Annotated in this window: 21 protein-coding genes and 1 tRNA gene; 8 read left to right on the top strand and 14 right to left on the bottom strand. The window is 59.7% G+C overall.

What is annotated here, in order from left to right; translation table 11 throughout:
* The 3 genes from ACRQ1B_RS06045 to ACRQ1B_RS06035 all read left to right on the top strand — a co-directional run bounded on the left by ACRQ1B_RS06045 (window position 1) and on the right by ACRQ1B_RS06035 (window position 1699).
* The gene (locus ACRQ1B_RS06045) at window positions 1-825 is read left to right on the top strand and encodes a lysozyme family protein (protein WP_432292736.1); all 825 of its coding nucleotides are present in this window, start codon (window positions 1-3) and stop codon (window positions 823-825) included.
* A gap of 1 nt (window position 826) precedes the next feature.
* Entirely contained in the window at window positions 827-1078 is a 252-nt protein-coding gene (locus tag ACRQ1B_RS06040; RefSeq protein ID WP_432292735.1) for a hypothetical protein, read from the top strand.
* A 135-nt stretch (window positions 1079-1213) separates the two neighbouring features.
* Window positions 1214-1699, top strand: coding sequence for a hypothetical protein (locus ACRQ1B_RS06035; RefSeq protein ID WP_432292734.1), 486 nt, complete (start codon window positions 1214-1216; stop codon window positions 1697-1699).
* 113 nt (window positions 1700-1812) lie between these two features.
* Here the strand turns inward: ACRQ1B_RS06035 and ACRQ1B_RS06030 are convergent.
* Together ACRQ1B_RS06030 and ACRQ1B_RS06025 are read right to left on the bottom strand one after the other, a co-directional pair.
* A tRNA-Lys gene (locus tag ACRQ1B_RS06030) sits at window positions 1813-1888 on the bottom strand.
* A 103-nt stretch (window positions 1889-1991) separates the two neighbouring features.
* Window positions 1992-2252 (bottom strand): DUF2171 domain-containing protein, encoded by a 261-nt coding sequence (locus ACRQ1B_RS06025; protein ID WP_153352875.1) that lies wholly within the window; start codon window positions 2250-2252, stop codon window positions 1992-1994.
* A 205-nt stretch (window positions 2253-2457) separates the two neighbouring features.
* Between ACRQ1B_RS06025 and ACRQ1B_RS06020 the strand changes: the two genes are divergently transcribed.
* Genes ACRQ1B_RS06020 through ACRQ1B_RS06010 form a run of 3 tightly spaced genes read left to right on the top strand, consistent with a single transcriptional unit; the run spans window position 2458 to window position 5680 of the window.
* The gene (locus ACRQ1B_RS06020) at window positions 2458-3762 is read left to right on the top strand and encodes an efflux RND transporter periplasmic adaptor subunit (RefSeq protein WP_432292733.1); all 1305 of its coding nucleotides are present in this window, start codon (window positions 2458-2460) and stop codon (window positions 3760-3762) included.
* Between the two features lie 6 nt (window positions 3763-3768).
* Window positions 3769-4485 (top strand): ABC transporter ATP-binding protein, encoded by a 717-nt coding sequence (locus ACRQ1B_RS06015; protein ID WP_432292732.1) that lies wholly within the window; start codon window positions 3769-3771, stop codon window positions 4483-4485.
* Window positions 4475-5680 (top strand): ABC transporter permease, encoded by a 1206-nt coding sequence (locus tag ACRQ1B_RS06010; RefSeq protein ID WP_432292731.1) that lies wholly within the window; start codon window positions 4475-4477, stop codon window positions 5678-5680. The genes ACRQ1B_RS06015 and ACRQ1B_RS06010 overlap by 11 nt, the downstream gene beginning before the upstream one ends.
* Window positions 5681-5839: 159 nt before the next feature.
* Here ACRQ1B_RS06010 and sufA read toward each other — a convergent pair whose 3' ends face one another.
* From sufA to ACRQ1B_RS05970, 8 genes are all read right to left on the bottom strand, one after another.
* On the bottom strand, window positions 5840-6232 hold the full coding sequence (gene sufA, locus ACRQ1B_RS06005; protein ID WP_432292730.1) for a Fe-S cluster assembly scaffold SufA: 393 nt from the start codon (window positions 6230-6232) through the stop codon (window positions 5840-5842).
* Window positions 6233-6305: 73 nt separating this feature from the next.
* Window positions 6306-6680 carry an SUF system Fe-S cluster assembly protein gene (locus ACRQ1B_RS06000; protein WP_112729364.1) on the bottom strand — a complete coding sequence of 125 codons (375 nt, stop codon included), beginning with the start codon at window positions 6678-6680 and terminating at the stop codon, window positions 6306-6308.
* Between the two features lie 14 nt (window positions 6681-6694).
* The gene (locus tag ACRQ1B_RS05995; protein ID WP_432292729.1) at window positions 6695-7933 is read right to left on the bottom strand and encodes a cysteine desulfurase; all 1239 of its coding nucleotides are present in this window, start codon (window positions 7931-7933) and stop codon (window positions 6695-6697) included.
* A gap of 219 nt (window positions 7934-8152) precedes the next feature.
* The gene (sufD, locus tag ACRQ1B_RS05990; RefSeq protein ID WP_432292728.1) at window positions 8153-9427 is read right to left on the bottom strand and encodes a Fe-S cluster assembly protein SufD; all 1275 of its coding nucleotides are present in this window, start codon (window positions 9425-9427) and stop codon (window positions 8153-8155) included.
* 21 nt (window positions 9428-9448) lie between these two features.
* Entirely contained in the window at window positions 9449-10204 is a 756-nt protein-coding gene (gene sufC / locus ACRQ1B_RS05985) for a Fe-S cluster assembly ATPase SufC (protein ID WP_432292727.1), read from the bottom strand.
* Window positions 10205-10245: 41 nt separating this feature from the next.
* On the bottom strand, window positions 10246-10467 hold the full coding sequence (locus tag ACRQ1B_RS05980; protein ID WP_432292726.1) for a hypothetical protein: 222 nt from the start codon (window positions 10465-10467) through the stop codon (window positions 10246-10248).
* Entirely contained in the window at window positions 10467-11936 is a 1470-nt protein-coding gene (gene sufB, locus ACRQ1B_RS05975) for a Fe-S cluster assembly protein SufB (RefSeq protein ID WP_432292725.1), read from the bottom strand. Before sufB ends, ACRQ1B_RS05980 begins: the two co-directional genes overlap by 1 nt.
* A gap of 150 nt (window positions 11937-12086) precedes the next feature.
* On the bottom strand, window positions 12087-13253 hold the full coding sequence (locus ACRQ1B_RS05970) for a cysteine desulfurase family protein (protein ID WP_432292724.1): 1167 nt from the start codon (window positions 13251-13253) through the stop codon (window positions 12087-12089).
* Between the two features lie 227 nt (window positions 13254-13480).
* Here ACRQ1B_RS05970 and ACRQ1B_RS05965 point away from each other — a divergent pair, with 227 nt between their 5' ends.
* The gene (locus ACRQ1B_RS05965; protein WP_427572618.1) at window positions 13481-14158 is read left to right on the top strand and encodes an alpha/beta hydrolase; all 678 of its coding nucleotides are present in this window, start codon (window positions 13481-13483) and stop codon (window positions 14156-14158) included.
* A gap of 84 nt (window positions 14159-14242) precedes the next feature.
* On the opposite strand, the gene ACRQ1B_RS05960 is transcribed toward ACRQ1B_RS05965, so the two are convergent.
* From ACRQ1B_RS05960 to ACRQ1B_RS05950, 3 genes are all read right to left on the bottom strand, one after another.
* Entirely contained in the window at window positions 14243-15400 is a 1158-nt protein-coding gene (locus ACRQ1B_RS05960; protein WP_432292723.1) for a GGDEF domain-containing protein, read from the bottom strand.
* A gap of 194 nt (window positions 15401-15594) precedes the next feature.
* Complete coding sequence (locus ACRQ1B_RS05955; RefSeq protein WP_432292722.1) at window positions 15595-16791, bottom strand: GGDEF domain-containing protein; 1197 nt, start codon at window positions 16789-16791, stop codon at window positions 15595-15597.
* 90 nt (window positions 16792-16881) lie between these two features.
* Window positions 16882-18009, bottom strand: a complete 1128-nt coding sequence (locus ACRQ1B_RS05950) for an anhydro-N-acetylmuramic acid kinase (protein ID WP_432292721.1) — start codon at window positions 18007-18009, stop codon at window positions 16882-16884.
* Between the two features lie 96 nt (window positions 18010-18105).
* Here ACRQ1B_RS05950 and tyrS point away from each other — a divergent pair, with 96 nt between their 5' ends.
* Window positions 18106-19359: a tyrosine--tRNA ligase gene (tyrS, locus tag ACRQ1B_RS05945; protein ID WP_432292720.1), complete on the top strand. Its 1254-nt coding sequence runs from the start codon at window positions 18106-18108 to the stop codon at window positions 19357-19359.
* 61 nt (window positions 19360-19420) lie between these two features.
* Here tyrS and ACRQ1B_RS05940 read toward each other — a convergent pair whose 3' ends face one another.
* Complete coding sequence (locus tag ACRQ1B_RS05940) at window positions 19421-22834, bottom strand: YhdP family protein (RefSeq protein ID WP_432292719.1); 3414 nt, start codon at window positions 22832-22834, stop codon at window positions 19421-19423.
* Between the last annotated feature and the right edge of the window lie 36 nt (window positions 22835-22870).

Genomic DNA, 22870 nt, shown 5'->3' with positions numbered 1-22870 from the left:
ATGTCCACTATCCTCGACCGATACTACGTCTACCGTCCGTTGCTCGACCTGATCGGTTTTACCGAGGGCACAGACAAGGGTGACGGGTACAATGAGACCCTCGCCTATGGCATCATGCTTGACGGAAAGCTCTCAAGAGGCAAGGGCCTCGACGTCAAGCTATCCGATATGTCCCTCGCCGAGCTCGACGGCCTCCAGACCCGAATGCTTGCGGACCCTGACAACAAAAAGCTGAAGTCATCCGCGTGCGGTCGGTACCAGATCGTGCGGACGACGCTGCGCAGCATTCGCACCGCCCTTCCCGCCCGCTACCCGCTCACCCGTAAATTCGACAAGGGCTGCCAAGACGAGATGGCCTGCTACCTTCTGGGCGTTCGGGGCATCGACAAATATCTGGCCGGCCGGCTCTCCGAAGATGGTCTCATCAACAACCTTGCCCAGGAATGGGCTTCCTTCCCGACGACGGCCGGCAAGGGGTATTATGGTGGCCAGCATGCGGCTGTCACTGTCAATCGCGTGCGCGCCGTCTTGGCCGAGGTGAAGCGCCGGCACGTCGGGGAGCAGCCGGAAACGGTAGCGATCGACAAGCCGATCGTGCCGCCTGCGGTGGAGAAGGAAGTGCGCCAGAAAAGCGGATGGTTGTCGGGGGTCTTCGGCGGCAGCTTCTCTCTGGCTGGTCTCGGCACATGGCTGGCCGGGGGCATCGACGTCAAAACCCTGCTCATCGTCGTCACCGTCTCGGCTGTCATCGGCCTCGCCTTCCTCGTTTGCGGCGAGTGGATCGTCCAGCGCATCAAATCAATCCAGCGCGAAATCGAGGCATGACATGATCAGCGTCATCGATGGCCTGAAGATCGGCGCCGGCGCGCTCGCTGGCGCCTCCCTGATGATCACGCCGGCATGTGTCTACGGTCAACGCATCGAGCGCCAGTCCGCCCAGGTCGAGGAAGCGAAAAGTGCCCTATCCCGAATTCAGAAGCTGGAGAAAAGCAATGCGGCTTTTAAATCTTTGCCGGCTCGTGATCGTTGTATCATCTTCATGCGCGACAGCGAGCTGCCAGTCGCCACGTGCGATTGATGGATCCGGTTACCAGATTACGCGTTTCTCAGATCCTGAGGCCGCCCGCCTCGCCTCCCAGGACGCGACGGCAGGCCCGGCGATTTCTTCGAACAACAATCAATGCCGGCGCGATCCCGGCTGCAGGAAGTGACGATGGCCAACGGTACCGGTGCGGGACACCAGATCAAGGAAGTCTGGAAAGAATTCGGCTCGATGATCAACACCGGCCTGCTGATCGCTGCAGCCGTCACCGGCATCTGGCAGGGAGGCGGCTGGGCTGAGGCAACGACGAGTGCGATCGCCAAGAACGCTTCCGGACTGGAGCGCCTCGAACGCGACCAGGGCAATAAGTGGCTGGCACATGAGCAGTATCACAAAGACCGCATCAGCGACACGAAGGATGTCCAGAAACAGACCGCGGCCGCCCAGGCTGCCCAGCAGGCCGACATTATCACGCTGACGCGCAAGCTCGAGGTGGTCGAATATCGCCAGTCTCAAACCGAGCAGAATGTCGGCGGCCTTGTCGTGACAATGAAGGATGTTCAGGGCCTCCTGGCCAATCAGGGAGGCGATATCAAGCTGCTGCTGCAACTTGCTCAGCGGCAGGAGAACGAGCGGGCTGCTACTACCCGTCGCTGACCATGGAATTCCACGGGGGAAACCGTGGAATTTTCGTGGAACTATTTGGAATTTTCGCAGTGCCACGCTTGCGTGTACTGTTCACCAAAAACCCTTGTAACAATGGGGGTCGGTGGTGAGAGCGCAGGGGTTCGAACCCTGGACCTACTGATTAAAAGTCAGTTGCTCTACCGGCTGAGCTACGCTCTCCCAGGGGCACGCTGATCCGTGCCCCGAAAGTGGGCGGAACATATGCAGACGAACCCCGGTGGTCAACCCGGGTTTTCTGCAAAAATTTCATCTTTCCCGCACTTTAATGAACGGATTTGCCGTTTTCTTCTTCTTCGAACAAAACGGCGGCATCGCTGTTGGCGGAAAGGCGTACGATTCCACCTTCAACTTCGGCCACCAGCCCAAGTGAAATGAAGTGATGGTGCCCTTCATGGCCGCCCTCGCCGCTGTCTTTCTTCGTCAGCTTGATTCGGCTGCCTTCGACCCGATCGACCGTACCGACATGAGCGCCATCAGCGCCGATCACTTCGGCATGTTCCTTGATATCGCGTGCATTGATCATGACAATCTCCTTTGCGTTTGCGCGGTAACAACGCATCAGGCGACAGAAGGATGCATCGTGCAGATGCTCATCATCGCGCCCGAAAACTTACCTATAATTCACTAGGTTTCGCGTCACACCTATGTAATGCCAAAGTCGATGAGGGCTCAGACGCGCATCAACAGAATCAGGCCGCTGCGGATGATCGGCCTGAAGGAGACTGACGTTGAACATATCCAACAAGCCGGATCCGGCCGAAAAAGCCGGCACCACACCTGACCTCGCGGCGATCCTTGCGCAGGCGGGCGGCACGAAAAAGCGCTCCCGCCGACTGGCCTGGCCGCTGGCGCTGCTTTTGGTCCTGGGCGCCGGATATGGCGCCTACAGCTATTTTTCCGGCAGCGGCCCGCGTTATGAATACACGACCGAAGCGCTGAAGAATGGCGACCTCAACGTTATCGTCACAGCCACCGGCTCGGTCCAACCGACGGATCAGGTCGATGTATCCAGCGAACTCTCCGGCACCGTCCGCCAGGTCAACGTCACCTATAACAGCGCGGTCAAAGCAGGCGACGTGCTGCTGGAACTCGATACCAACAAGCAGGAAGCCGACGTGCAGAGCGCCCGCGCGCAGCTTGCTTCGGCAAAAGCCAATGTTCTGAAGGCCGATGCGGAACTCTCGTCGGCAAAGGTATCACTCGACCGCCTCACCAACCTGGTCAACAGCCGCATCTCCAGCCAGCAGGATCTCGATTCGGCGCGTTATGCCTACGAATCGGCAGAAGCGACCAAATCGGTCAACGAGGCCTCGGTGCTGTCCGCCGAAGCGAGCCTGCGTCTGGCCGAGGTCAATCTCTCCAAGCTGAAGGTTATTTCCCCCATTGATGGCGTGGTTCTGACCCGCGACGTCGATCCGGGCGCGACCGTCGCCTCCTCGCTGAACGCCCCGGTTCTGTTCACCATTGCCGGCGACCTGAAGCGAATGGAGCTACAGGTTTCGGTCGATGAGGCAGATGTCGGTCAGGTTCGCGAAGGTCTAGATGCCACATTTTCCGTCGATGCCTATCCTAACCAGAAATTTCCAGCCAAGATCGAAAGCGTCCGTTTCGCCTCCGAAACAGTGAACAATGTCGTGACCTACAAGGCCATCCTGACGGTCGACAATGCCGATCTGCTGCTTCGTCCGGGCATGACCGCCACATCCGACATCACCGTTGAATCGCTCAAAAATACGCTGCTCATTCCCAATGCCGCCTTGCGTTATTCGCCACCGATGCAACAGAGCGCGCGGGGCGGCAATCCGCTGACGCGGCTGTTCTCCCCTCCGCGTCGTCCGCGTGGCAATGCCGGTCAGGGCCGCGAGGCCACTCAACGCGATGGCAGCCGTGTCGTCTGGGTGCTGCGTGATGGCGCCCCCGTGCGCGCCCGTGTCATGACCGGTGCCACCGACGGTCGTTTCACCGCAGTTAAATCCGGCGAACTGAAGGACGGCGATCTCGTCATTACCGACGCCACCGCCCGCAATGGCTGACCGCACATGACACAAACCGCGCTTATCGAATTCAGAAAGGTCTCGAAATTCTACGGACGCGGCGAAGCCACGATCCGTGCGCTCGACCATATCGACCTGTCGATCCGCACCGGCGAGTTCGTCGCCATCATGGGCCCGTCCGGCTCGGGTAAATCGACGGCCATGAACATTCTCGGCTGCCTCGACACGCCCTCCTCCGGTGATTATGTTTTTCAGGGCGTGTCCACATCCGGTTTCGGTCGCGAGCAACTGACACTGCTGCGCCGTCACATGCTCGGCTTCGTCTTCCAGGGGTTCAATCTGCTTGCCCGCACTTCGGCGGTCGAAAATGTGGAACTGCCGCTCGTCTATCGCGGCATGGATGCCAGGCAGCGCCGAGAGCTTGCCATGCACGCCCTCGCACAGGTTGGCCTGAAGGGCCGCGAAGGCCATACGACCCAAGAATTATCAGGGGGCCAGCAGCAGCGCGTGGCCATCGCCCGCGCCATCGTCACCAGTCCCGCCGTCCTGTTGGCCGATGAACCGACCGGCAATCTCGATACGCGCACCAGTATCGAGATCATGGACCTGATCACCGGCCTCAACCGGGACCACGGCATCACCGTCATCATGGTCACCCACGAGGAGGATATCGCGGCTCACGCCAAACGCCTGCTGCGTTTCACCGACGGCCATCTCGTCTCGGATGAAATGCAGGAAAAGGAGGCGGACAATGTTCTTTGAAACGACAAAGCTCGCCTGGCGCGCCATCAGCCGCAATCTGTTACGCTCCTTCCTCACCGTGCTCGGCGTCGTCATCGGCGTTGCCGCCGTCATCGCCATGGTCACGATCGGCAATGGCACGACCGCACAGGTGCAGCAGGAACTGTCACGGCTCGGCACCAACACCCTGTTCGTGCGCCCCGGCCAATGGGGGCCTGGACGGGCCAGTTCGGAAGCGAAACGATTTGTCGATGCGGATGTGGAAGCCATGCGAAGCCAGATCAGCGGATTACGGGCCGTCGCACCCGTCAACCGCGGCACGGCGACCGTGATTGCCGGCGGCGCAAACCATTCGACCAGCGTGATCGGCACCACCAACGATTACCTGATCGCGCAGGACTGGGACATGGCGCTTGGCCGCAATTTCGAACCGACCGAGGATCGCGGCAGCCAGGCCGCCTGCATCATCGGCGAAACCCTGCGCAAGGAACTTTTTGGCTCCGCCAACCCAGTCGGCCAGACCATCCGTGTCAGCAATGTCGCCTGCCCCGTTGTCGGTGTCCTCGCCAGCAAGGGCCAGTCCGGCATGGGCGACGATCAGGACGATACCGTCATCATGCCGCTGAAACTGCACCAGCGACGCATCGGCGGCACGACCACGATCAGCTCCATCACCCTTTCCGCGCAGGACGGCGTTTCGACCAGCAAGGTCCAGACGGATGTGCAGAACCTGCTGCGCGAACGTCGTCGAATCGCCATTGGCCGCGACGACGATTTCTCGGTCAACGACATGACCCAGATTGCCTCGGCCATGACCGGCACGACCGTGCTCCTGACCGGTCTTCTCGGCGCTGTCGCCGCCGTCAGCCTGCTCGTCGGCGGTATTGGCATCATGAATATCATGCTTGTTTCGGTGACGGAACGAACCCGCGAGATCGGCATTCGGCTTGCCATCGGTGCGGTGGAGCGGCAGGTTCTGACCCAGTTTCTGGTAGAGGCGGTCATGCTCTCGGTGTTCGGCGGCGCGACCGGCATTCTGACCGGCGTGGCGCTCGCCTATGGCGTCGTTACCTATATGAGCGTGCCTTTCGTGCCGAGCCCGACGATCATCGCGCTGGCCTTCGCATTTTCGGCGGCCATAGGCATGGTGTTCGGTTATTTCCCGGCCCGCCGCGCCGCTCAGCTCAATCCTATCGAAGCGCTGCGGCACGAATAGAAAAAGGGCCTCACGGCCCTCAGATTGATCAAAAACGTTTCGCTTGCTGACTTCGTCATCCTAGGGCTTGTCCCTAGGATCTAACCACGCCAATAGTATCAGGCAGTTGCAGATCCTCGGGACAAGCCCGAGGATGACGGCGGTGAGGTTTCCGTCTTCTCACACAGCTGACGCCTGACCTTCACTGCTCTTTGCCAAAGCGGCGAGATCCGCCGGCTTCAATTCCACCGATTCGCCGCAACCGCAGGCCGACGTCTGGTTGGGGTTGACGAAGGTAAAACCGGAACGCATCTGCGTCTGCTCGAAATCCATCTGCGTGCCGAGCAGATAAAGCACGGCCGACGGCTCGATCCAGACTTTTGCGCCGGAGAACTCGACCAGATCGTCCTTGGCGTGCGGCTCGGTGACGAGATCGACGGTATATTCCATACCGGCGCAACCGCCCTTCTTGATCCCGACACGAATACCCTTGGCATCCGGCCCGGAATTCCCAACTATCGCATTCACACGCGCCGCCGCCGCCTCGGTCATGGTCATCACTGCAAAGCCCATCGGCTCATTCTCCTTGCACATCCGGGTTCAAGGCCCGGTGTTTTGGCAAATGTAATATCAGCAGGCCAGCCGATCAATACCACCCGACCGCAACCTGCGCCTCTTCCGACATGCGCTCCGGCGTCCATGGCGGATCAAAGGTCATCTCGACCTCAACGCCCGATACGCCTTCAACCGCGCCGACAGCATTTTCCACCCAGCCCGGCATTTCGCCGGCGACCGGGCAACCGGGTGCGGTCAGCGTCATGGCGATCTTCACCATGCGGTCGTCCTCGATATCGATCTTGTAGATCAGACCGAGTTCAAAAATGTCCGCCGGGATTTCCGGGTCGTAAACGGTCTTCAGCGCCGCGATGATGTCGTCGGAAAGGCGCTCCAGTTCGTCCGCGGGAATGGCGGAATCGATGATGCCTTCACGGGCATCCCATTTTGGTATGTCTTGGTCCATGGCCCCAAAAATCCTCAGGCAAAGAAATCGCGCGCATAGTCGAGCGCATCGGCCAGCGCATCCACTTCGGCTCTTGTATTATACATACCGAACGATGCGCGACATGTGGAGGTGACGCCAAAGCGTTTCAACAGCGGCATGGCACAATGTGTGCCGGCCCGCACCGCCACACCACGGCGATCGATCACCATCGAAACGTCATGCGCGTGAATACCGGCCAGTTCGAACGAAAAGATCGCGCCCTTGCCCGGCGCATTGCCAATGATGCGAAGCGAATTGATCGCCTGCAGCCGTTCGGTCGCATAGGCGGTCAGGTCCGCCTCGTGGCGGGAAATCGCCTCGCGACCGATCTTTTCCATGTAATCCAGCGCATGACCAAGCCCAATCGCCTGCACGATCGGCGGCGTTCCGGCTTCGAAACGATGCGGCGGATCGTTATAGGTGACAAAATCCTCGGCCACATCGACGATCATTTCGCCGCCGCCCATGAACGGCCGCATCTCCTTCAGCCGATCCGTCTTGCCGTAGAGCACCCCGATACCCGACGGACCATAAAGCTTGTGGCCGGTCATCACGAACCAGTCGCAATCCAGATCGCGCACGTCGATCGGCATGTGGACCGCACTCTGCGAACCGTCGACCAGAACCGGAATGCCGCGTTCATGGGCGATGCGGCAGATTTCCTTGATCGGAACGACCGTGCCGAGCGCATTCGACATATGCGTGATGGCGACCAGTTTGGTTTTTTCCGTCAGAGATTTTTCGAACGCCTCGATATGGAAAGCACCCTCGTCATCCACCGGCACCCAGACCAGTTTCGCTCCCTGTCGCTCACGGATAAAATGCCAGGGCACGATATTGGAGTGATGCTCCATGATCGAAATGACGATTTCGTCGCCCTCGCCGATCTTGGGCATGCCGTAACCGTAAGCAACCGTGTTGATCGCTTCGGTCGAATTCTTGGTAAAAATGATCTCGTCGATCGACCCGGCATTCAGAAATTTTCGAACTTTTTCACGCGCTGCCTCATAGGCGTCGGTGGCGGCGTTCGAAAGATAATGCAGACCGCGATGCACGTTGGCGTATTCGTTGGAATAGGCGTGGCTGATCGCATCGATCACCGATTGCGGCTTTTGCGCCGAAGCACCGTTATCGAGATAAACGAGCGGCTTGCCATGCACCATGGTCGACAGGATGGGGAAATCCCGCCTTATGGCCTCGACGTCGTAGGTGGCTTGTGTGGTGTGGTCCATCGATAAGCCTTTCTGATCCCGCTCACAGGCGAGATGTCGGCAGAAGCTCTTTGCGTAAAGGCAAACCTGATCGTTTCCCTTCGTCATCCTCGGGCTTGACCCGAGGATCCAATCACGTTGCAACCGGTTCAACGGTCGCAGATGCTCGGGACATCCCTCGGGTTAAACCCGAGGACGAGCACGACGAAGGAGACGTGCACGCCCCCTCCGTCGATTTTGTCAGGCGTGCTTTTCCAGCCAGACGGAAATGATGCCTTCCAGTGCTTGCACCAGAGCTTCGTCTTCCAGTTCCTCGACGATCTCGGCAACGAAGGCATTGACGAGCATCGCACGTGCCTTGTTTTCCGGAATGCCGCGGGCCTTCAGGTAATAGAGATGGTTGTCGTCGATATCGGCAACCGTCGCACCATGACCGCAGACCACGTCGTCGGCAAAGATTTCGAGTTCCGGCTTGGCCGAGAAATCGGCATCGTCCGACAGCAACAGCGTGTTGCACGACATCTTGGCGTCGGTCTTCTGCGCGTCGAGCGCGACCTTGATCATGCCCTGGAACACGCCACGGGCGCGATCGAACACGACGTTGCGGAACACTTCCGTCGAGCTCGTGTTCGGCACATTGTGCGCCAGAACAAGCGTCACGTCGGTATGCGTGTCGCCACCGAGCAGGTTCACACCGCGCAGTGTCAGTTCGGCGTTCTCGCCCGACACGTCGATGCGCAGTTCCTGACGCACCAGCTTACCGCCGGCATTGATGACGAACAGCTTTAGTTTGGCATCGGCGCCCACACGGATTCGAATCTGGCCGAGATGCGTATCCTCGGCCCCCTGCTGCTGCACGATCACCCAGGTCACGTCTGCGCCATCGCCGACGGAAATGTCGCTGACGGTCGAAACGAAGGCCGAACCGTCGCCGGTCGCCGCGTGACGCTCGATCACGGTCGCCTTGCTGTTGGCGCCGAAGCTGACCGGGAAGCGCGTATGCACCTGCCCGCCGCCATGGATGGCCTGGATCTCGATCGGCGTTTCCAGCTCAGTATCCGCCGGCACTTCCAGCACATAACCGTCGGCGACGAAACTGCCGTTGATACGGCCGATGGCATCGTCACCGTCGATGACGGACAGGCCCGGAGCGGCTGTGCCTTCGCGCAGCATGTCGGCAAAGGCGCCGACGACAACGCCGTCCACGGCTGCCTTGGCGTCGACCTTGCCCTGCAATGCAGCCAGAACCGGCGAGCCGTCAACGAACGGCGCCTTCGGGTCGATGACGGCGGTGCTGGTTTCGCTCGGAACCGCGCGAAGCAGCGTCTTCAGGTCGGTATAATGCCATGCCTCGATGCGACGCGTCGGCAGGCCCTTGGTCTTCAGGTCGTCAAGCAGACGATCACGGGCGCTGGCAACGGCGCCATTGCCCGGCAGATCGCCGAAGGACGCGTTATAGGCGTCGATCAGCGCGCTTTCCGCAGCACTCAGGCGGGGTTGGGTCTGGGTATCCATAATCTTGTCACCTCCCGCCGATCAGGCTGCCGCGCCGATGATATCAGCGTAACCGTTGGCTTCCAGTTCAAGCGCAAGATCCTTGTCGCCCGAGCGGATGATCTGGCCCTTGTAGAGAACGTGAACGCTGTCCGGTACGATATAATCGAGCAGGCGCTGGTAGTGGGTGATGACGATGGTGGCGCGATCCGGCGACTTCAGCGCGTTGACGCCGTCGGCGACGATCTTCAGCGCGTCGATATCGAGGCCGGAATCGGTCTCGTCGAGGACGCAAAGCTTTGGCTCGAGCAGCGCCATCTGCAGGATTTCGGCGCGCTTCTTTTCACCGCCGGAGAAACCGACGTTGAGCGGACGCTTCAGCATGTCCATGTTGATCTTCAGCTCGCCGGCCGCTTCCTTGACGCGGCGGATGAATTCCGGCGTCGTCAGTTCTTCTTCGCCGCGCGCCTTGCGCTGCTCGTTCATGGCCACCTTCAGGAACTGCATGGTGGCAACGCCCGGAATTTCGACCGGGTACTGGAAGGCGAGGAAGATGCCCTTGGAGGCGCGTTCTGCCGGGTCGAGTTCGAGAATGCTCTCGCCGTTGTAGAGGATGTCGCCCTCGGTGACTTCATAGTCCTCGCGGCCCGACAGGATGTAGGACAGCGTCGACTTGCCGGAACCGTTCGGGCCCATGATGGCGGCGACTTCGCCGGCCTTTACCGTGAGGTTCAGGCCACGGATGATTTCGGTGCCGTCTTCGGCGATACGGGCGTGCAGGTTCTTGATCTCAAGCATAATCAATCTCTTGTCTGTTTGAAGCGGACCAAAGCCGCAATTTATTCACTGAGTTCCAGCCGTTTCTCAATTCGATCGAGGCGAACTTTGATGGTCGCGAGTTCCCCATCGTGAAGGACCTGAGAGCCCAGAAGACCGGCCATATGCTGGCGCATCACCAGCATTTCCGCTCTCATGCCGCTCATCTCGTCCTTCATGGAAGACATGTCCGCGCGCATGACGCGGAGATGTTCCAGGATGAGGTTCTCGACCTTTTCGTTCATTACCCCACACTACCCTCAAGCGAGATGCCGATCAGCTTCTGCGCTTCCACCGCAAATTCCATCGGCAGTTCCTGAATGACTTCCTTGACGAAACCGTTGACGATCAGTGCGATCGCCTCTTCGGTCGGGATGCCGCGCTGCAGGCAGTAGAACAACTGATCTTCCGAGATCTTCGAGGTGGTTGCCTCGTGCTCGAACTGCGCCGAAGAGTTCTTTGCCTCGATATAGGGCACGGTATGCGCGCCACAACGATCGCCGATCAGCAACGAGTCGCACTGGGTGAAGTTGCGGACATTGGTCGCCTTGCGGTGCGCCGAAACCTGGCCGCGATAGGTGTTCTGGGAAACGCCGGCAGCGATACCCTTGGAAACGATACGGCTCGACGTGTTCTTGCCGAGATGGATCATCTTGGTGCCGCTGTCGATCTGCTGGTGACCGTTGGAAACGGCGATCGAGTAGAACTCGCCGCGAGATTCGTCGCCGCGCAGGATGCAGGACGGGTATTTCCAGGTGATCGCCGAACCGGTTTCCACCTGCGTCCAGGAAATCTTGGAACGGTCGCCACGGCAATCGCCACGCTTGGTGACAAAGTTGTAGATGCCGCCCTTGCCTTCCTTGTCGCCCGGAAACCAGTTCTGCACGGTCGAATACTTGATTTCGGCATCGTCCAGAGCGACGAGTTCGACAACAGCCGCATGCAGCTGGTTTTCGTCGCGCTGCGGCGCGGTGCAGCCTTCCAGATAGGAAACGTAGGCGCCTTCTTCACAGATAATCAGCGTGCGCTCGAACTGGCCGGTGTTCTTCTCGTTGATGCGGAAGTAGGTGGACAGTTCCATCGGGCAACGAACGCCCTTCGGCACGAACACGAACGAGCCATCGGTAAACACCGCAGCATTCAGCGTCGCATAATAGTTGTCGGAGGTCGGGACGACCGAACCGAGATACTTTTTGATCAGGTCGGGATGCTCGCGGATGGCTTCCGAGATCGACATGAAGATCACGCCGGCCTTCTGCAGCTCCTTCTTGAAGGTGGTGACGACCGAAACCGAATCGAACACGGCATCGACCGCGACCTTGGACTTCTGCACGCCGGCGAGAAGTTCCTGTTCGCGCAGCGGAATACCGAGCTTCTCATAGGTCTTCAACAATTCCGGATCGACTTCATCGAGCGAAACCGGGCCGGTGATGTTTTTCGGAGCCGCGTAATAATAGAGATCGTTGAAATCGATCTTCGGGTAATCGACGCGCGCCCAGCTCGGCTCTTCCATGGTCAGCCAGCGGCGATAGGCGTCCAGACGCCATTCCAGCATCCAGTCCGGCTCCTGCTTTTTGGCGGAGATGAAGCGGATGATATCCTCGGACAGACCCTTGGGCGCCTTGTCGACTTCGATGATCGTTTCGAAACCGTATTTGTACTGGTCGATGTCGATCCCACGGACCTGATCGATTGTTTCCTGAACGGCAGGCATCACATTCTCCAAATCTGGCCGGAATCAAAGGTCCGGCAGCTTGTCATCCAATTGGCGGAATTCCGCACTCATGTAAGCGCCAAAAGGGGAATTTCCCACCTTTTGGCAAGGTCAAAATTTGCGTTTTCGCAAATCATTCTAAATTGGCACTCATGCGGCCTGTCCCGACAACCGTCGGCGACCGGCTACCTTAGCAAAGGCGGCAATCGCCCGATCGATATCGGCATCGGTCGTTGCCGGTCCAAGCGAGATACGCAGACCACCCAGTTTCGGATCATGCCCCATCGCGGTCAGCACATGACTTTCACCGACACGCCCCGACGAGCAAGCCGACCCTGCCGAAAGCGCGATGCCTTCGAGATCGAAGCCGATCTGCCCGGTCTCCGACTTCAACTCCGGCAGCGTGAAGAAACACGTATTCGCCACCCGCTCCACATCGGCACCATGAATGATGACATCAGGAGCAGCGGCACGCATGCCGTTTTCTAGTTTTTCACGCAGAACAGTGATCCGGCCGCGACGCGCGTCCAAATCACTCAGCGCCACCTCGGCGGCCGCGCCAAAACCGACAATGGCAAAAAAGTTTTCGGTACCGGAACGATGCCCTTTTTCCTGCCCACCACCGCGGATCAACGGCTTCGGCATCAACACCTCGCCGCGCGTGATCAGTGCGCCAACGCCTTTGGGACCAGCGATCTTGTGCGACGAAACGATCACGAAATCCGCATCCAGCTCATTGATATCGAGCGGCAGACGCCCGGCAGCCTGCACGGCATCGACCACCATCAGACCACCAGCCGCATGCGCAAGTTTGGCCGCTTCCGCGACGGGCTGCACGATACCGGTCTCGTTGTTCACCAGCATGACGGCGACCATCGGCAGGCCGCTGTCACGATCATGCGCAGAAAGCATGGCTTCAAGCGCCGCCAGATCGACCACGCCATCGCCCGTCACCGGGATTTCATGCACGTTTTCGGAGGCGAAACGACCGCCTTCGCGGATGGCCGGATGTTCGATCGCCGAAACATAAAGCGCGCCGATCTTCAAGGCCGAACGTCCCATGCGGAAATCCGGGGTCAGAACATGGTTGGAAGCCTCGGTCGCGCCGCTGGTAAAGATGACATGCGCCGGTTCGGCACCAACCAAAGCAGCAACGGACCGCCGCGCCTTTTCCAGTGCAGCACGCGCAGCACGTCCCTCACCATGAACGGAAGATGCGTTTCCCGGCAAAGACAGCGCCTCGAGCATGGCAGCGCGCGCCTCGTCACACAGCGGTGCGGTCGCGTTCCAGTCGAGATATGTGCGTTCAAGCGCCATGGCCGGCCATTGTCCGATGCGGTTCAGTTTCTAGATAGGCAGTGTACGGCGCATTTTCCTTGAAATTTTCGCCGGCATTGCCGTATGAGACACCCAACCGGGGCAAACCTTGCTGGTTGCCCCAATTTCGAATGGTTCTAAACTGTTTCTAGAAAAGCTGAGCGACTTCGTCAAGTCAAAGCACGGCCGAAACAGTTGAAGAACCTGCGACACTGACCGGAGTACCGATGCCCGAAGTCATTTTCAACGGCCCTGCAGGCCGCCTGGAAGGCCGATACCAGCCTTCCAAGGAAAAGAGCGCGCCGATCGCCATCATCCTGCACCCGCACCCGCAGTTCGGCGGCACGATGAACAACCAGATCGTCTACCAGCTCTTCTACATGTTCCAGAAGCGCGGCTTTACGACACTCCGGTTCAATTTCCGCTCGATCGGCCGCAGCCAGGGTGAATTCGACCACGGCGCCGGCGAACTCTCGGATGCCGCTTCCGCGCTCGATTGGGTCCAGAGCCTGCATCCCGATTCGAAGAGCTGTTGGGTCGCCGGTTATTCCTTCGGTGCCTGGATCGGCATGCAGCTTCTGATGCGCCGTCCGGAAATCGAAGGTTTCATGTCGATCGCGCCGCAGCCGAACATTTATGACTTCTCGTTCCTGGCGCCCTGCCCGTCGTCCGGCCTGATCATCAACGGCGATTCGGACAAGGTTGCGCCTGAAAAGGACGTCAACGGCCTCGTGGAAAAGCTGAAGACGCAGAAGGGCATCCTCATCACCCACAAGACCGTCGAAGGCGCCAACCACTTCTTCAACGGACAGGTGGAAACGCTGATGGGCGAATGCGAGGATTATCTCGACCGTCGCCTCAACGGCGAACTGGTGCCGGAACCGGCCGCCAAGCGTATCCGCTAAGCGCAACACGATATCGAGTTTCAGACGGCCGCCTCTCGGGCGGCCGTTTTCGTTCAGGGCAATCGTTGAAAAGCAAAGCGGAGATCAGGCCGCCAGTTCATGCGCCTGCTGGACGCAGTCGCGGCCACCGCGCTTGGCGTCATACAAAGCCGCATCGGCCACACGCAGTGCGGCTTCGAGATTGCCCTTTCTCGGTACGGCGGCCACGCCAAAACTCGCTGTAACGACAAAGCTGCCGGGAAGTCCGGGGATCATCATCTTGCGCGCCCCGACCCTGAGCGTTTCCGCCACAGCCACCGCCATTGCCGGTGACGTGTCGGGCAAAAGGATCGCAAATTCCTCGCCCCCGATCCGCCCGACGATGGAACCGACCCCTGCCTGTGCGCCGATCATCGTTGCGAAGGCCCGGATGACCATGTCGCCCGCGTGGTGGCCATAGGTATCGTTGACTGATTTGAAATGATCGAGATCGCACAGGATCACCGAGTGCTGACGCTCGCCGGGCCTGTCCATAGCGCTTTTGGCAGCCTTCTCGAAGCCTCTGCGATTGGCAAGGCCGGACAAGCTGTCGCGCTCGGCGCGCCCTCTCTCGACGGCCATGATGTCCAGTGTCAGAACGGCGAGAAGCATCAGGCCGACGGCCACGATCAGCACGGCGGTGATGCTTTGCGAAATGACGGCGTAATTGGTGGAGATATAGGCGCTGGGTGTGGCTCCCGGTCCCATGGCGGCTGCCAGCACGGCCTTCAGGAAAAAGTGCAGGCCGCTGAGCGCCAAGACGATCGCCAGCGCCCTGTCCATCCTTGTCCGGCGCTCAGACAGAAGAACGTTGAAGGCAGCGGAAAATGTCACCAGCGCATAGGGCCCCTGATAGGCAAACCCGTAGCCCCACCAGGAGCGAGGAACATCACGGACCAGAAGATAAGCGGCCATGCCGGCCAAAAATGCCACAATGGCCAGCCATTTCGGAAATGGCCTGCTGTAGAGCACCGCAACACCCCAATGCAACAGCACCAGTCCCGCCAGAACAGTGCCGTAGACCGCCAGCGTCCATGGCCGCGGATTATCGGCATAAGCGACGGCGAGTTCCGAAAGCATCGTCAGCGACGCGATAAAAAGTCCCGCCGAAAAGAAAAGTGCGGCAGACCGCCAGCGACTGTAAATCGATACGACTGCAAACACGGCGCTAAAACATAGGCCGATGACAAAATTCACCACCAGAAATATCGCGGCAGCAGACATGAATGATCAATCAAATCAATTGGACGGGAAGGCAGCGGATCGTGGCGCAGACTAGGCTTGCAGTGAGAACAAAATATTAAAACGCCATCACGTTTTCTTGCGCCGCTGCAAGGTGTTTTGCGCGATGGAGCCTGAAAGTAGCGGCGTCACCCCGTCGTGCAGTTTTTTGACGGTCGCGCCCCCTTAACGGAGAGCTACTTGATCACATGCAGGCTTGCGCGTCCATCTGACGGCTCGGCGGCGCTCTCCGCTGCCTGCCGCACGCAATCACGTCCGGACCGTTTTGCATCATAAAGCGCGGTATCCGCCTTGCGCATGGCCTCTTCCGGATTTTCCTGCAGCGAAAGACCGGCAACGCCGAAGCTCGCAGTGACCACGAAATCCGCAGGCAGTCCCTGAACGACCATGGTCTTGACGCCGGCCCGCAAAGTCTCGGCAACGACCACCGCGACAGCCGGCGGCGTATTGGGCAAAAACACCGCAAACTCTTCACCGCCCACACGCCCGGCAATGGCACCTGCGCCCGCATGGCTGCGCAGCACGCCGCCAAAGGCCTTGATCACCATGTCCCCGCCGTGATGACCATGGGTATCGTTGATGGATTTGAAGTGATCGATATCGCACAGGATCAGTGCATGACGGCGGTTGCCGTTGCCAAGCATGGCCAACCGTATGCCCTTTTCGAAACCACAGCGGTTGGCAAGGCCGGACAGGCTGTCGCGCTCGGCGTGGTCCCGCTCTTCCGCCATGATTTCCAACGCCAGCACGGCCAGCAGCATCAAGCCGACGGCGACGATGACCACCGCCGTCAGACTCTGCGAAACCACCGCATAACTGGTGGAAACATAGGCCTGCGCCGTATCGCCCGCCCCGACCGTTACGGCCAGCCAGGCTTTGACGAAAAAGTGCAGGCCGGTCACCAGAAGTAGGATTGCCAAAGCCCGGTCGATCGCCAGTTTCCGGTCTGATATGAACACGCTCACTGAAGCGGCCAGCATGATCAGCGCATACGGTCCCTGATAGGCAAGCCCGTGCAACCATGTTCCGGGCGGCACGTCGCGAATGACCATGTAGATCGCCATGCCGGCCAGAAACGTCACCACGGCGACCGGGACGGGAACAGGACGACCGTAGAGTGCCGCCGTGCCGATCTGCAGAAACACCAGACCCGCCAGAACCGTGCCGTAAACGCCGATCGCCCAGATACCCGGCATACCGCTATAGGCCACACCAAGTTCGCAGATCGCCGTCAATGACGCGACGGCAAAGCCGGCGGAGAAAAACCGCGCAGCAAGACGCGAACGGCTGTAGACCGAAACGACGGCAAAAACGGCGCTGAAACAAATGGCGATGAGAAAATTCACCGCCAGAAAGAACACGGCAGCAGACATGAAACGAACAATCAGAAAAAAGGCGTCCTACCCACCGGGACAACCATTCGTATCATAAGAATTACATGAAGAAATAAATATGAAAATGTGTTATAGAGAAGTCCTGCACAGAATTCCGCCGCTGACGGGCTTTTCCACACCTGTCGTGCCTGGAAAGGTCAGTGCTAGGCCACGAAGCGAGCGCACGGCCAGATAAGCCCAGGCCTCCGCCTCCATTGCGCCACCATCAAAACCCGCGGCCTCGGCGGCGATCACCGCAGCACCTTCCCCGGCGGCAAGATCAGCAAATTCCCGCATGATCACACTATTCAGCCGCCCTCCACCACACACGACATAGGTCCTTGGCGGCTGCGGCAGATGTGTCGCCGATTTCAGGATCGCCGCCGCCGTCACATGCGACAGCGTGCGTGCGCCATCGGCCAGTGATGCTTCGCCGATCTTCGGTGGCAGAAAATCGCCACGATCGAGCGAGCGGCGGATATTGCCGGAAAAGAACGGGCTTTGCAGATATCGTTCGGCAAGCGCTGGAACCACCGAGCCCGAAGCTGCAATCCGCCCGCCCTTGTCATAGGCCCCGCCGCCATGCGCCTCAATCCACTGGTCGATCAGCATATTGCCTGGGCCGCTGTCGAAGGCAGAAAGCGTGCCGTCTGCGCCGACAAAGGTCAGATTGGAAATGCCTCCGATATTGACGAACACGACCGGCGCTTCGCAGTTGGCCGGCAGGTTTGTCGAAAGTGCCGCGTGGTAGACGGGAATCAGTGGTGCCCCCTGCCCGCCAAAGATCATGTCATTGGCACGCATGTCGTAAACGACCTCGATGCCGATTTCGTCTGCCAGCAATTGCCCGTCGCCGATCTGCACCGTCAATGCATCATCCGGCCGGTGCAGCACCGTTTGCCCATGGAAACCGACGAGGTCGATCTGCGAGGATTTCAGTCCATGTCGAAAGAGAAACGATTTGACCGCGGCGGCGTGGCAAAGCGTCAGTATGCGCTCGCTTTCACCGAGATCGTCCGGTCTTTGCGTCCGCTCGCTGATCGACTTCGCCGTTTCCAATGCGCGTTTCCAGCGCTCACGCAGTTGCAGATCATAAGGCACGTAGTCGCTCGGCCCGCGCTCCACGCGGCTTTCACCGTCCGTGCGCAGCAGTGCCACATCGATACCGTCCATCGACGTGCCGCTCATCAGCCCGATCGCCGTTTTCATCTCAACCATTGATGTCATCCAGAATCACTTTTGAAGTGATTATCCCAGAAAACGGTGCTAGGTGCCGTCTCGCATACAAAAAACGCATCCAGACAGAGTAGAGAGATGTCCAGGTTCAAGTCCGATTTCCTCCGCACGCTCGATGAGCGCGGCTTCATTCACCAGATCTCCGACGAGGCAGGTCTCGACGAACTGTTCGCCAAGGAAACCGTGACGGCCTATATCGGCTTCGATCCGACGGCACCTTCCCTGCATGCCGGCGGTCTCATCCAGATCATGATGCTGCATTGGATGCAGCAGACCGGTCATCGCCCGCTCTCGCTGATGGGTGGCGGCACCGGCATGGTCGGCGATCCGTCCTTCAAGGATGATGCCCGCCAGTTGATGACGGTCGATACGATCGAAAGCAACATTGCCTCCATCAAGCGCGTCTTCGCCAATTACCTTTCCTACGGGGAAGGTACGAAGGACGCGTTGATGATCAACAACGGCGACTGGCTGCGCGACCTCAACTACCTCGAATTCCTGCGCGATGTCGGCCGCCACTTCTCGGTCAACCGCATGCTGTCCTTCGACAGCGTCAAGACGCGTCTTGACCGCGAACAGTCGCTGTCCTTCCTCGAATTCAACTACATGATCCTGCAGGCGTACGATTTCGTGGAACTGAGCAAGCGTTACGGCTGCCGTCTGCAGATGGGCGGTTCGGACCAGTGGGGCAATATCGTCAACGGTATCGACCTCGGCCACCGCATGGGCACACCGCAGCTTTACGCGCTGACCTCGCCGCTGCTGACGACGTCGTCGGGTGCGAAAATGGGCAAGTCGCTGAACGGTGCGGTCTGGCTCAACCCGGACATGCTGTCGGCCTATGATTTCTGGCAGTACTGGCGCAATACCGAGGATGCCGACGTGTCGCGCTTCCTGAAGCTCTACACCACCCTGCCGATGGACGAGATCGCTCGCCTTTCCGCACTGGGTGGCTCCGAGATCAACGAGGTCAAGAAGATCCTCGCGACGGAAGTCACTGCCATGCTGCATGGCCGCGAAAATGCCGAACAGGCTGCCGAAACGGCACGCAAGACTTTCGAGGAAGGCGCGCTCGCCGATAACCTACCGTCAATCGATGTTGCTGCTGGCGAGCTCGAGGCCGGGATCGGCCTGCTGGCTCTCGTCGTCAAGGCCGGTCTTGCCGCGTCGAACGGGGAAGCCCGCCGCCACGTTCAAGGTGGTGCCGTGCGCATCAACGACGTGGCGATCTCCGACGAGCGCAAGGTCATCGGTTCCGGTGAGGTCACTGCTGATGGCGTGATCAAGCTGTCGCTGGGCAAAAAGAAGCACATTCTCGTTCGCCCGGCCTAAGACAACCGAACACTGGCACAAGGAATTGGCCGCCTCGCGCGGCCTTTTCTATGTCTGCGACCTACTGGAACTCGAAAATCTGCCTGAAGACGCCCGGCGCGATGATCGACAGCGGATTGACTGTCAGATCGGGCTTTGAAAACTTGCCGGTCAGCTTGAAGGTGATGCCGAGCAGGCCGCGGTCGCGACCATTGCCGAGGATCGCGCCGAAGAGCGGCAACTCACCGAAAAGCCGGTTCAGGCCATAGGCCGGCATGAACGTGCCGGTCATTTCCATATTGCCGCGCCGGTCCTTGACGATGCCCTGGAAGGTGGCGCCGATATTTTCGCCGCGCACCAGCCCGTTATCGAGCACCATCGTGCCGTTGCGATAGGCCATCCGGGCAAAACCACGCTGGAATTTCGACGAACTGATATCGACATTGCCCTTCACCGCGGAATTCAGGCTGCGGCCGTCCTGCCCCGTCGGCGTGTTGACCATCGACTGCAAGCGCTGTTCGTTGACGACGTTGAAATTGCGGATATCGACAGAACCGTTCCAGTCGCTGCCGGTTTCCGTTTCGAATTGCAGGTTCAGCAGTCCGCCGCGCATGTTGCCGTAGAGATCGGCAAAACGCGCCAGCGAGCCGGCATCGCCGCTGGTCAGCGAGATGATGTCGCGACCATTGCCGCTGCGGGTTTCTCCGACAACGGCCTGGCCATTACCGGTGACGCCGGAAAGGTCGAGCCGTTTCACATCGCCTTCTCGTATCGTCAACTGCAGCGAAGCATTGCGGATGGACTCGTCGTTGAAGCCGATCAGCCGCCCGAGCTTCAGACGCACCGTTGCGCCGCCCTCGGAGTCCTGTTCCGAACTGCCGCTGTCGGCGGAATTGCGCATACGGCTGATGATTGGGCGGATGTCGGCCGTATCACCGGTCACACTGATGTCGTAAACACCCTTGCTCTGCTTCAGAGCGACCGCGAAACTATCGGATGGCGACAGTTTCATGCTGGAAAAACTCGCTGCCGACAGCTGGCTGCCGGCAAGACTGAGGTCGCCTCTCGCACCAAATCCATCGCCATCCAGCACGAATTTTTCGATGTCGGTGCGGCTGTCGGTCTTGGAAAGCTCAAAGGACGCCTTGGCCGGAATGCCGCTTCCCTTGGTCCAGCCCACATAGGGAATGGAGAGCGCCGCCTTGCCGAGATCGAGTTTGACACCCTGTCTCTTGTCGTCGATCCGCGAGAGTTCGACTGCAACGGTCCCATCGATGATATCGGAGAGACCCGGCACCAGCTTCTCGCGCTGGCTGTTGTTCAGAGACGCGGTGATCAGTCGCTCGCGCTTGACGGCTGATGCCTTGTCGATCGGCTCGACCAGCATGATGTCGGCCGGCACGGAATCGATCTGGCCCTTCGCCTCCAGCCGTGCCGCTTGCGGATCAATGGCGAGCTTGCCGTCGACACCGCTGATCTTGTGGCCCTCCATCGGTCGCGCCAGATCGACGTCGTCGAGCGCCACTTGCGCCTTGAAATCGGGTTTCGGAGGGTTTTGGTCGGAAATCAGTCCAAAGCGCGCCTGCACATTGGCCGTCGCCTTACCGGAAAAATCATCGACCTCAAGACCGGTGCCTCTGAGACCGTTGACGGGCTTTGCGCTCGCGAGTTCGGCAATGGCGTCGGCCTTGCCGGCCACCCGAATGTCCAGATCGGCCATCAGCGGCTTGGTGTAGGTCGCGGCAATGCCGAACGTACCGCCTTCCACATTGACCACGCGCTTGGAGGCAAAGGTCGCATTGGCCTTGGCGATCTGCACGCTGAGCTTTTCGCCCTTGAGATCGAAATGACCACCCAGATCCATCAGCGGCGGAATGTCACCCGGCAGAACAAGCCGGTTACCGGCAATATCAAAACTGATTCGCAACTCGTCGCCATCGAGATTGAGCGGCATGCCAGGGCCTTTCATGCGCCCGGCCGGAATGAAGACGGCGATCGAACCATTGGTGATATCACCACCGAACATGTTCGCCATCACCCAGTCGCGCGGCTTGCGCGCCATCCAGAACGGCCAGAGCTGCTTGACGGCCGCCACTTTCATTTCCGGCAACTGTGCGCCGAAACTGATTTCCGGTGAGACCTGACCGTGCAGCGACAGCTTCAGCGATCCGGCCATCTGGCCCATCGGACTGCTGACCAGCAATTGGTCGATCTGCAACTCGCGTTCGCCGGAAAGATAACGGCCTCCGGCCTTCAGGTCGAACATCACCTGCATTTCGCCGGAGTTTTCCGATTGCGTCCGTGCGCCGCTGACAAGAAGGTCGAGGCCGACACCCGGACGTTTGTCGGCCGCATTCAGCCGGTCGAGATCGATCACGGCGCCGCTGATCGGCAGGACTGTCAGACCCAGCCGCGCCTCCGACGGCAGTATCTCGATCGACTGTCGCTCGAAATTATAGGCCACCTTGATCTCGGCGCCCGACAATGCCTGGCCGACGCCGTCGAAATAGAACGTACCCGGCCGTCCGAGCAGTGTCGCCTTGATCGCCTGGCTCGTCGTCGATGTCTGCCGTGTCGCGGAAATATCCAGATCGAGCGAACCTTCGAGCCCTTCGCGTGGCGAGCCGTCGGGTGCATGCTGGAGCAGGAACGGCGTGACTTCGACACCATTCACACGTCCCTGCAGACTGGTCGTCACGTTGTTGACGGCGGTCGCCTTAATATCGAGCTGTGCCACGCGGCCGTCGAGTTCCAGCGCACCTTCCACCTGCACGAGCCCATCCGGGGTGCGGGTCAATTGCAGTGTTTCGACCTTCAGGACCGAGATCTTGCCGTCGCGCGCCGGGGGGAACCGCACTTCGAACCCCGAGATCGTCATCGAACCGGTGCCGGTGCGATCGATCAGCCCGCGCGCTTCGTCCAGTCGCTGGAACACCTGCTCAAGCGCCGGCGGCAGGTCATCGACACGCATGTTGGCAGGATCGAGCGGGTCGCCTGCCGGCAGCACTGCGGTATCGAGGCTGATATTTTCCGCCTCCAGGTGCCGCACCGTCAGCGTGCCTGACAAAAGTGCCAGCGGATCGACCGCCATGCGCATGGCGCCCAGCTTTGTCAGATGTTTGCCGGTGGCGACTTCCACCAGGTCGACGTCGCGCGCCTCCAGTGCAATCCGCCAGGTCTTGTCGATTCGAATGGCCGTCGAACCGACCGTTGCCTGATAACGCGGGCCGATCGCGCCATTCAGCGCCGACTGTGCCTGCGTTTCCAGCGCACCATCAATCGTGCCGGTTTCGATCGCCGCCAGAACAAGCCCGAATGCGACGGCGACGAAAATCAGGAAAGAGGCGCAGACACGCGTGAAACCCCGCGCCCGCCGGCGCTGCGGCGGTCGGCAATGCACGATGATGGGATCATCCACCTTGGCCGAGGGCAGTTCGTGCAAGGCAATGATATCCTTGCGGCTGAACCGCACCTTTTCTCCGCGTATCTCCGCCATAATGCTCCGGAACGAATCGAAAATACGTCCAAACCC

The sequence above is a fragment of the Endobacterium panacihumi genome (genome assembly GCF_050847465.1).
In the GTDB taxonomy this organism is placed as follows: Bacteria; Pseudomonadota; Alphaproteobacteria; order Rhizobiales; family Rhizobiaceae; genus Neorhizobium; species Neorhizobium panacihumi.
This window is presented reverse-complemented; position numbering and strand designations above follow the sequence as displayed.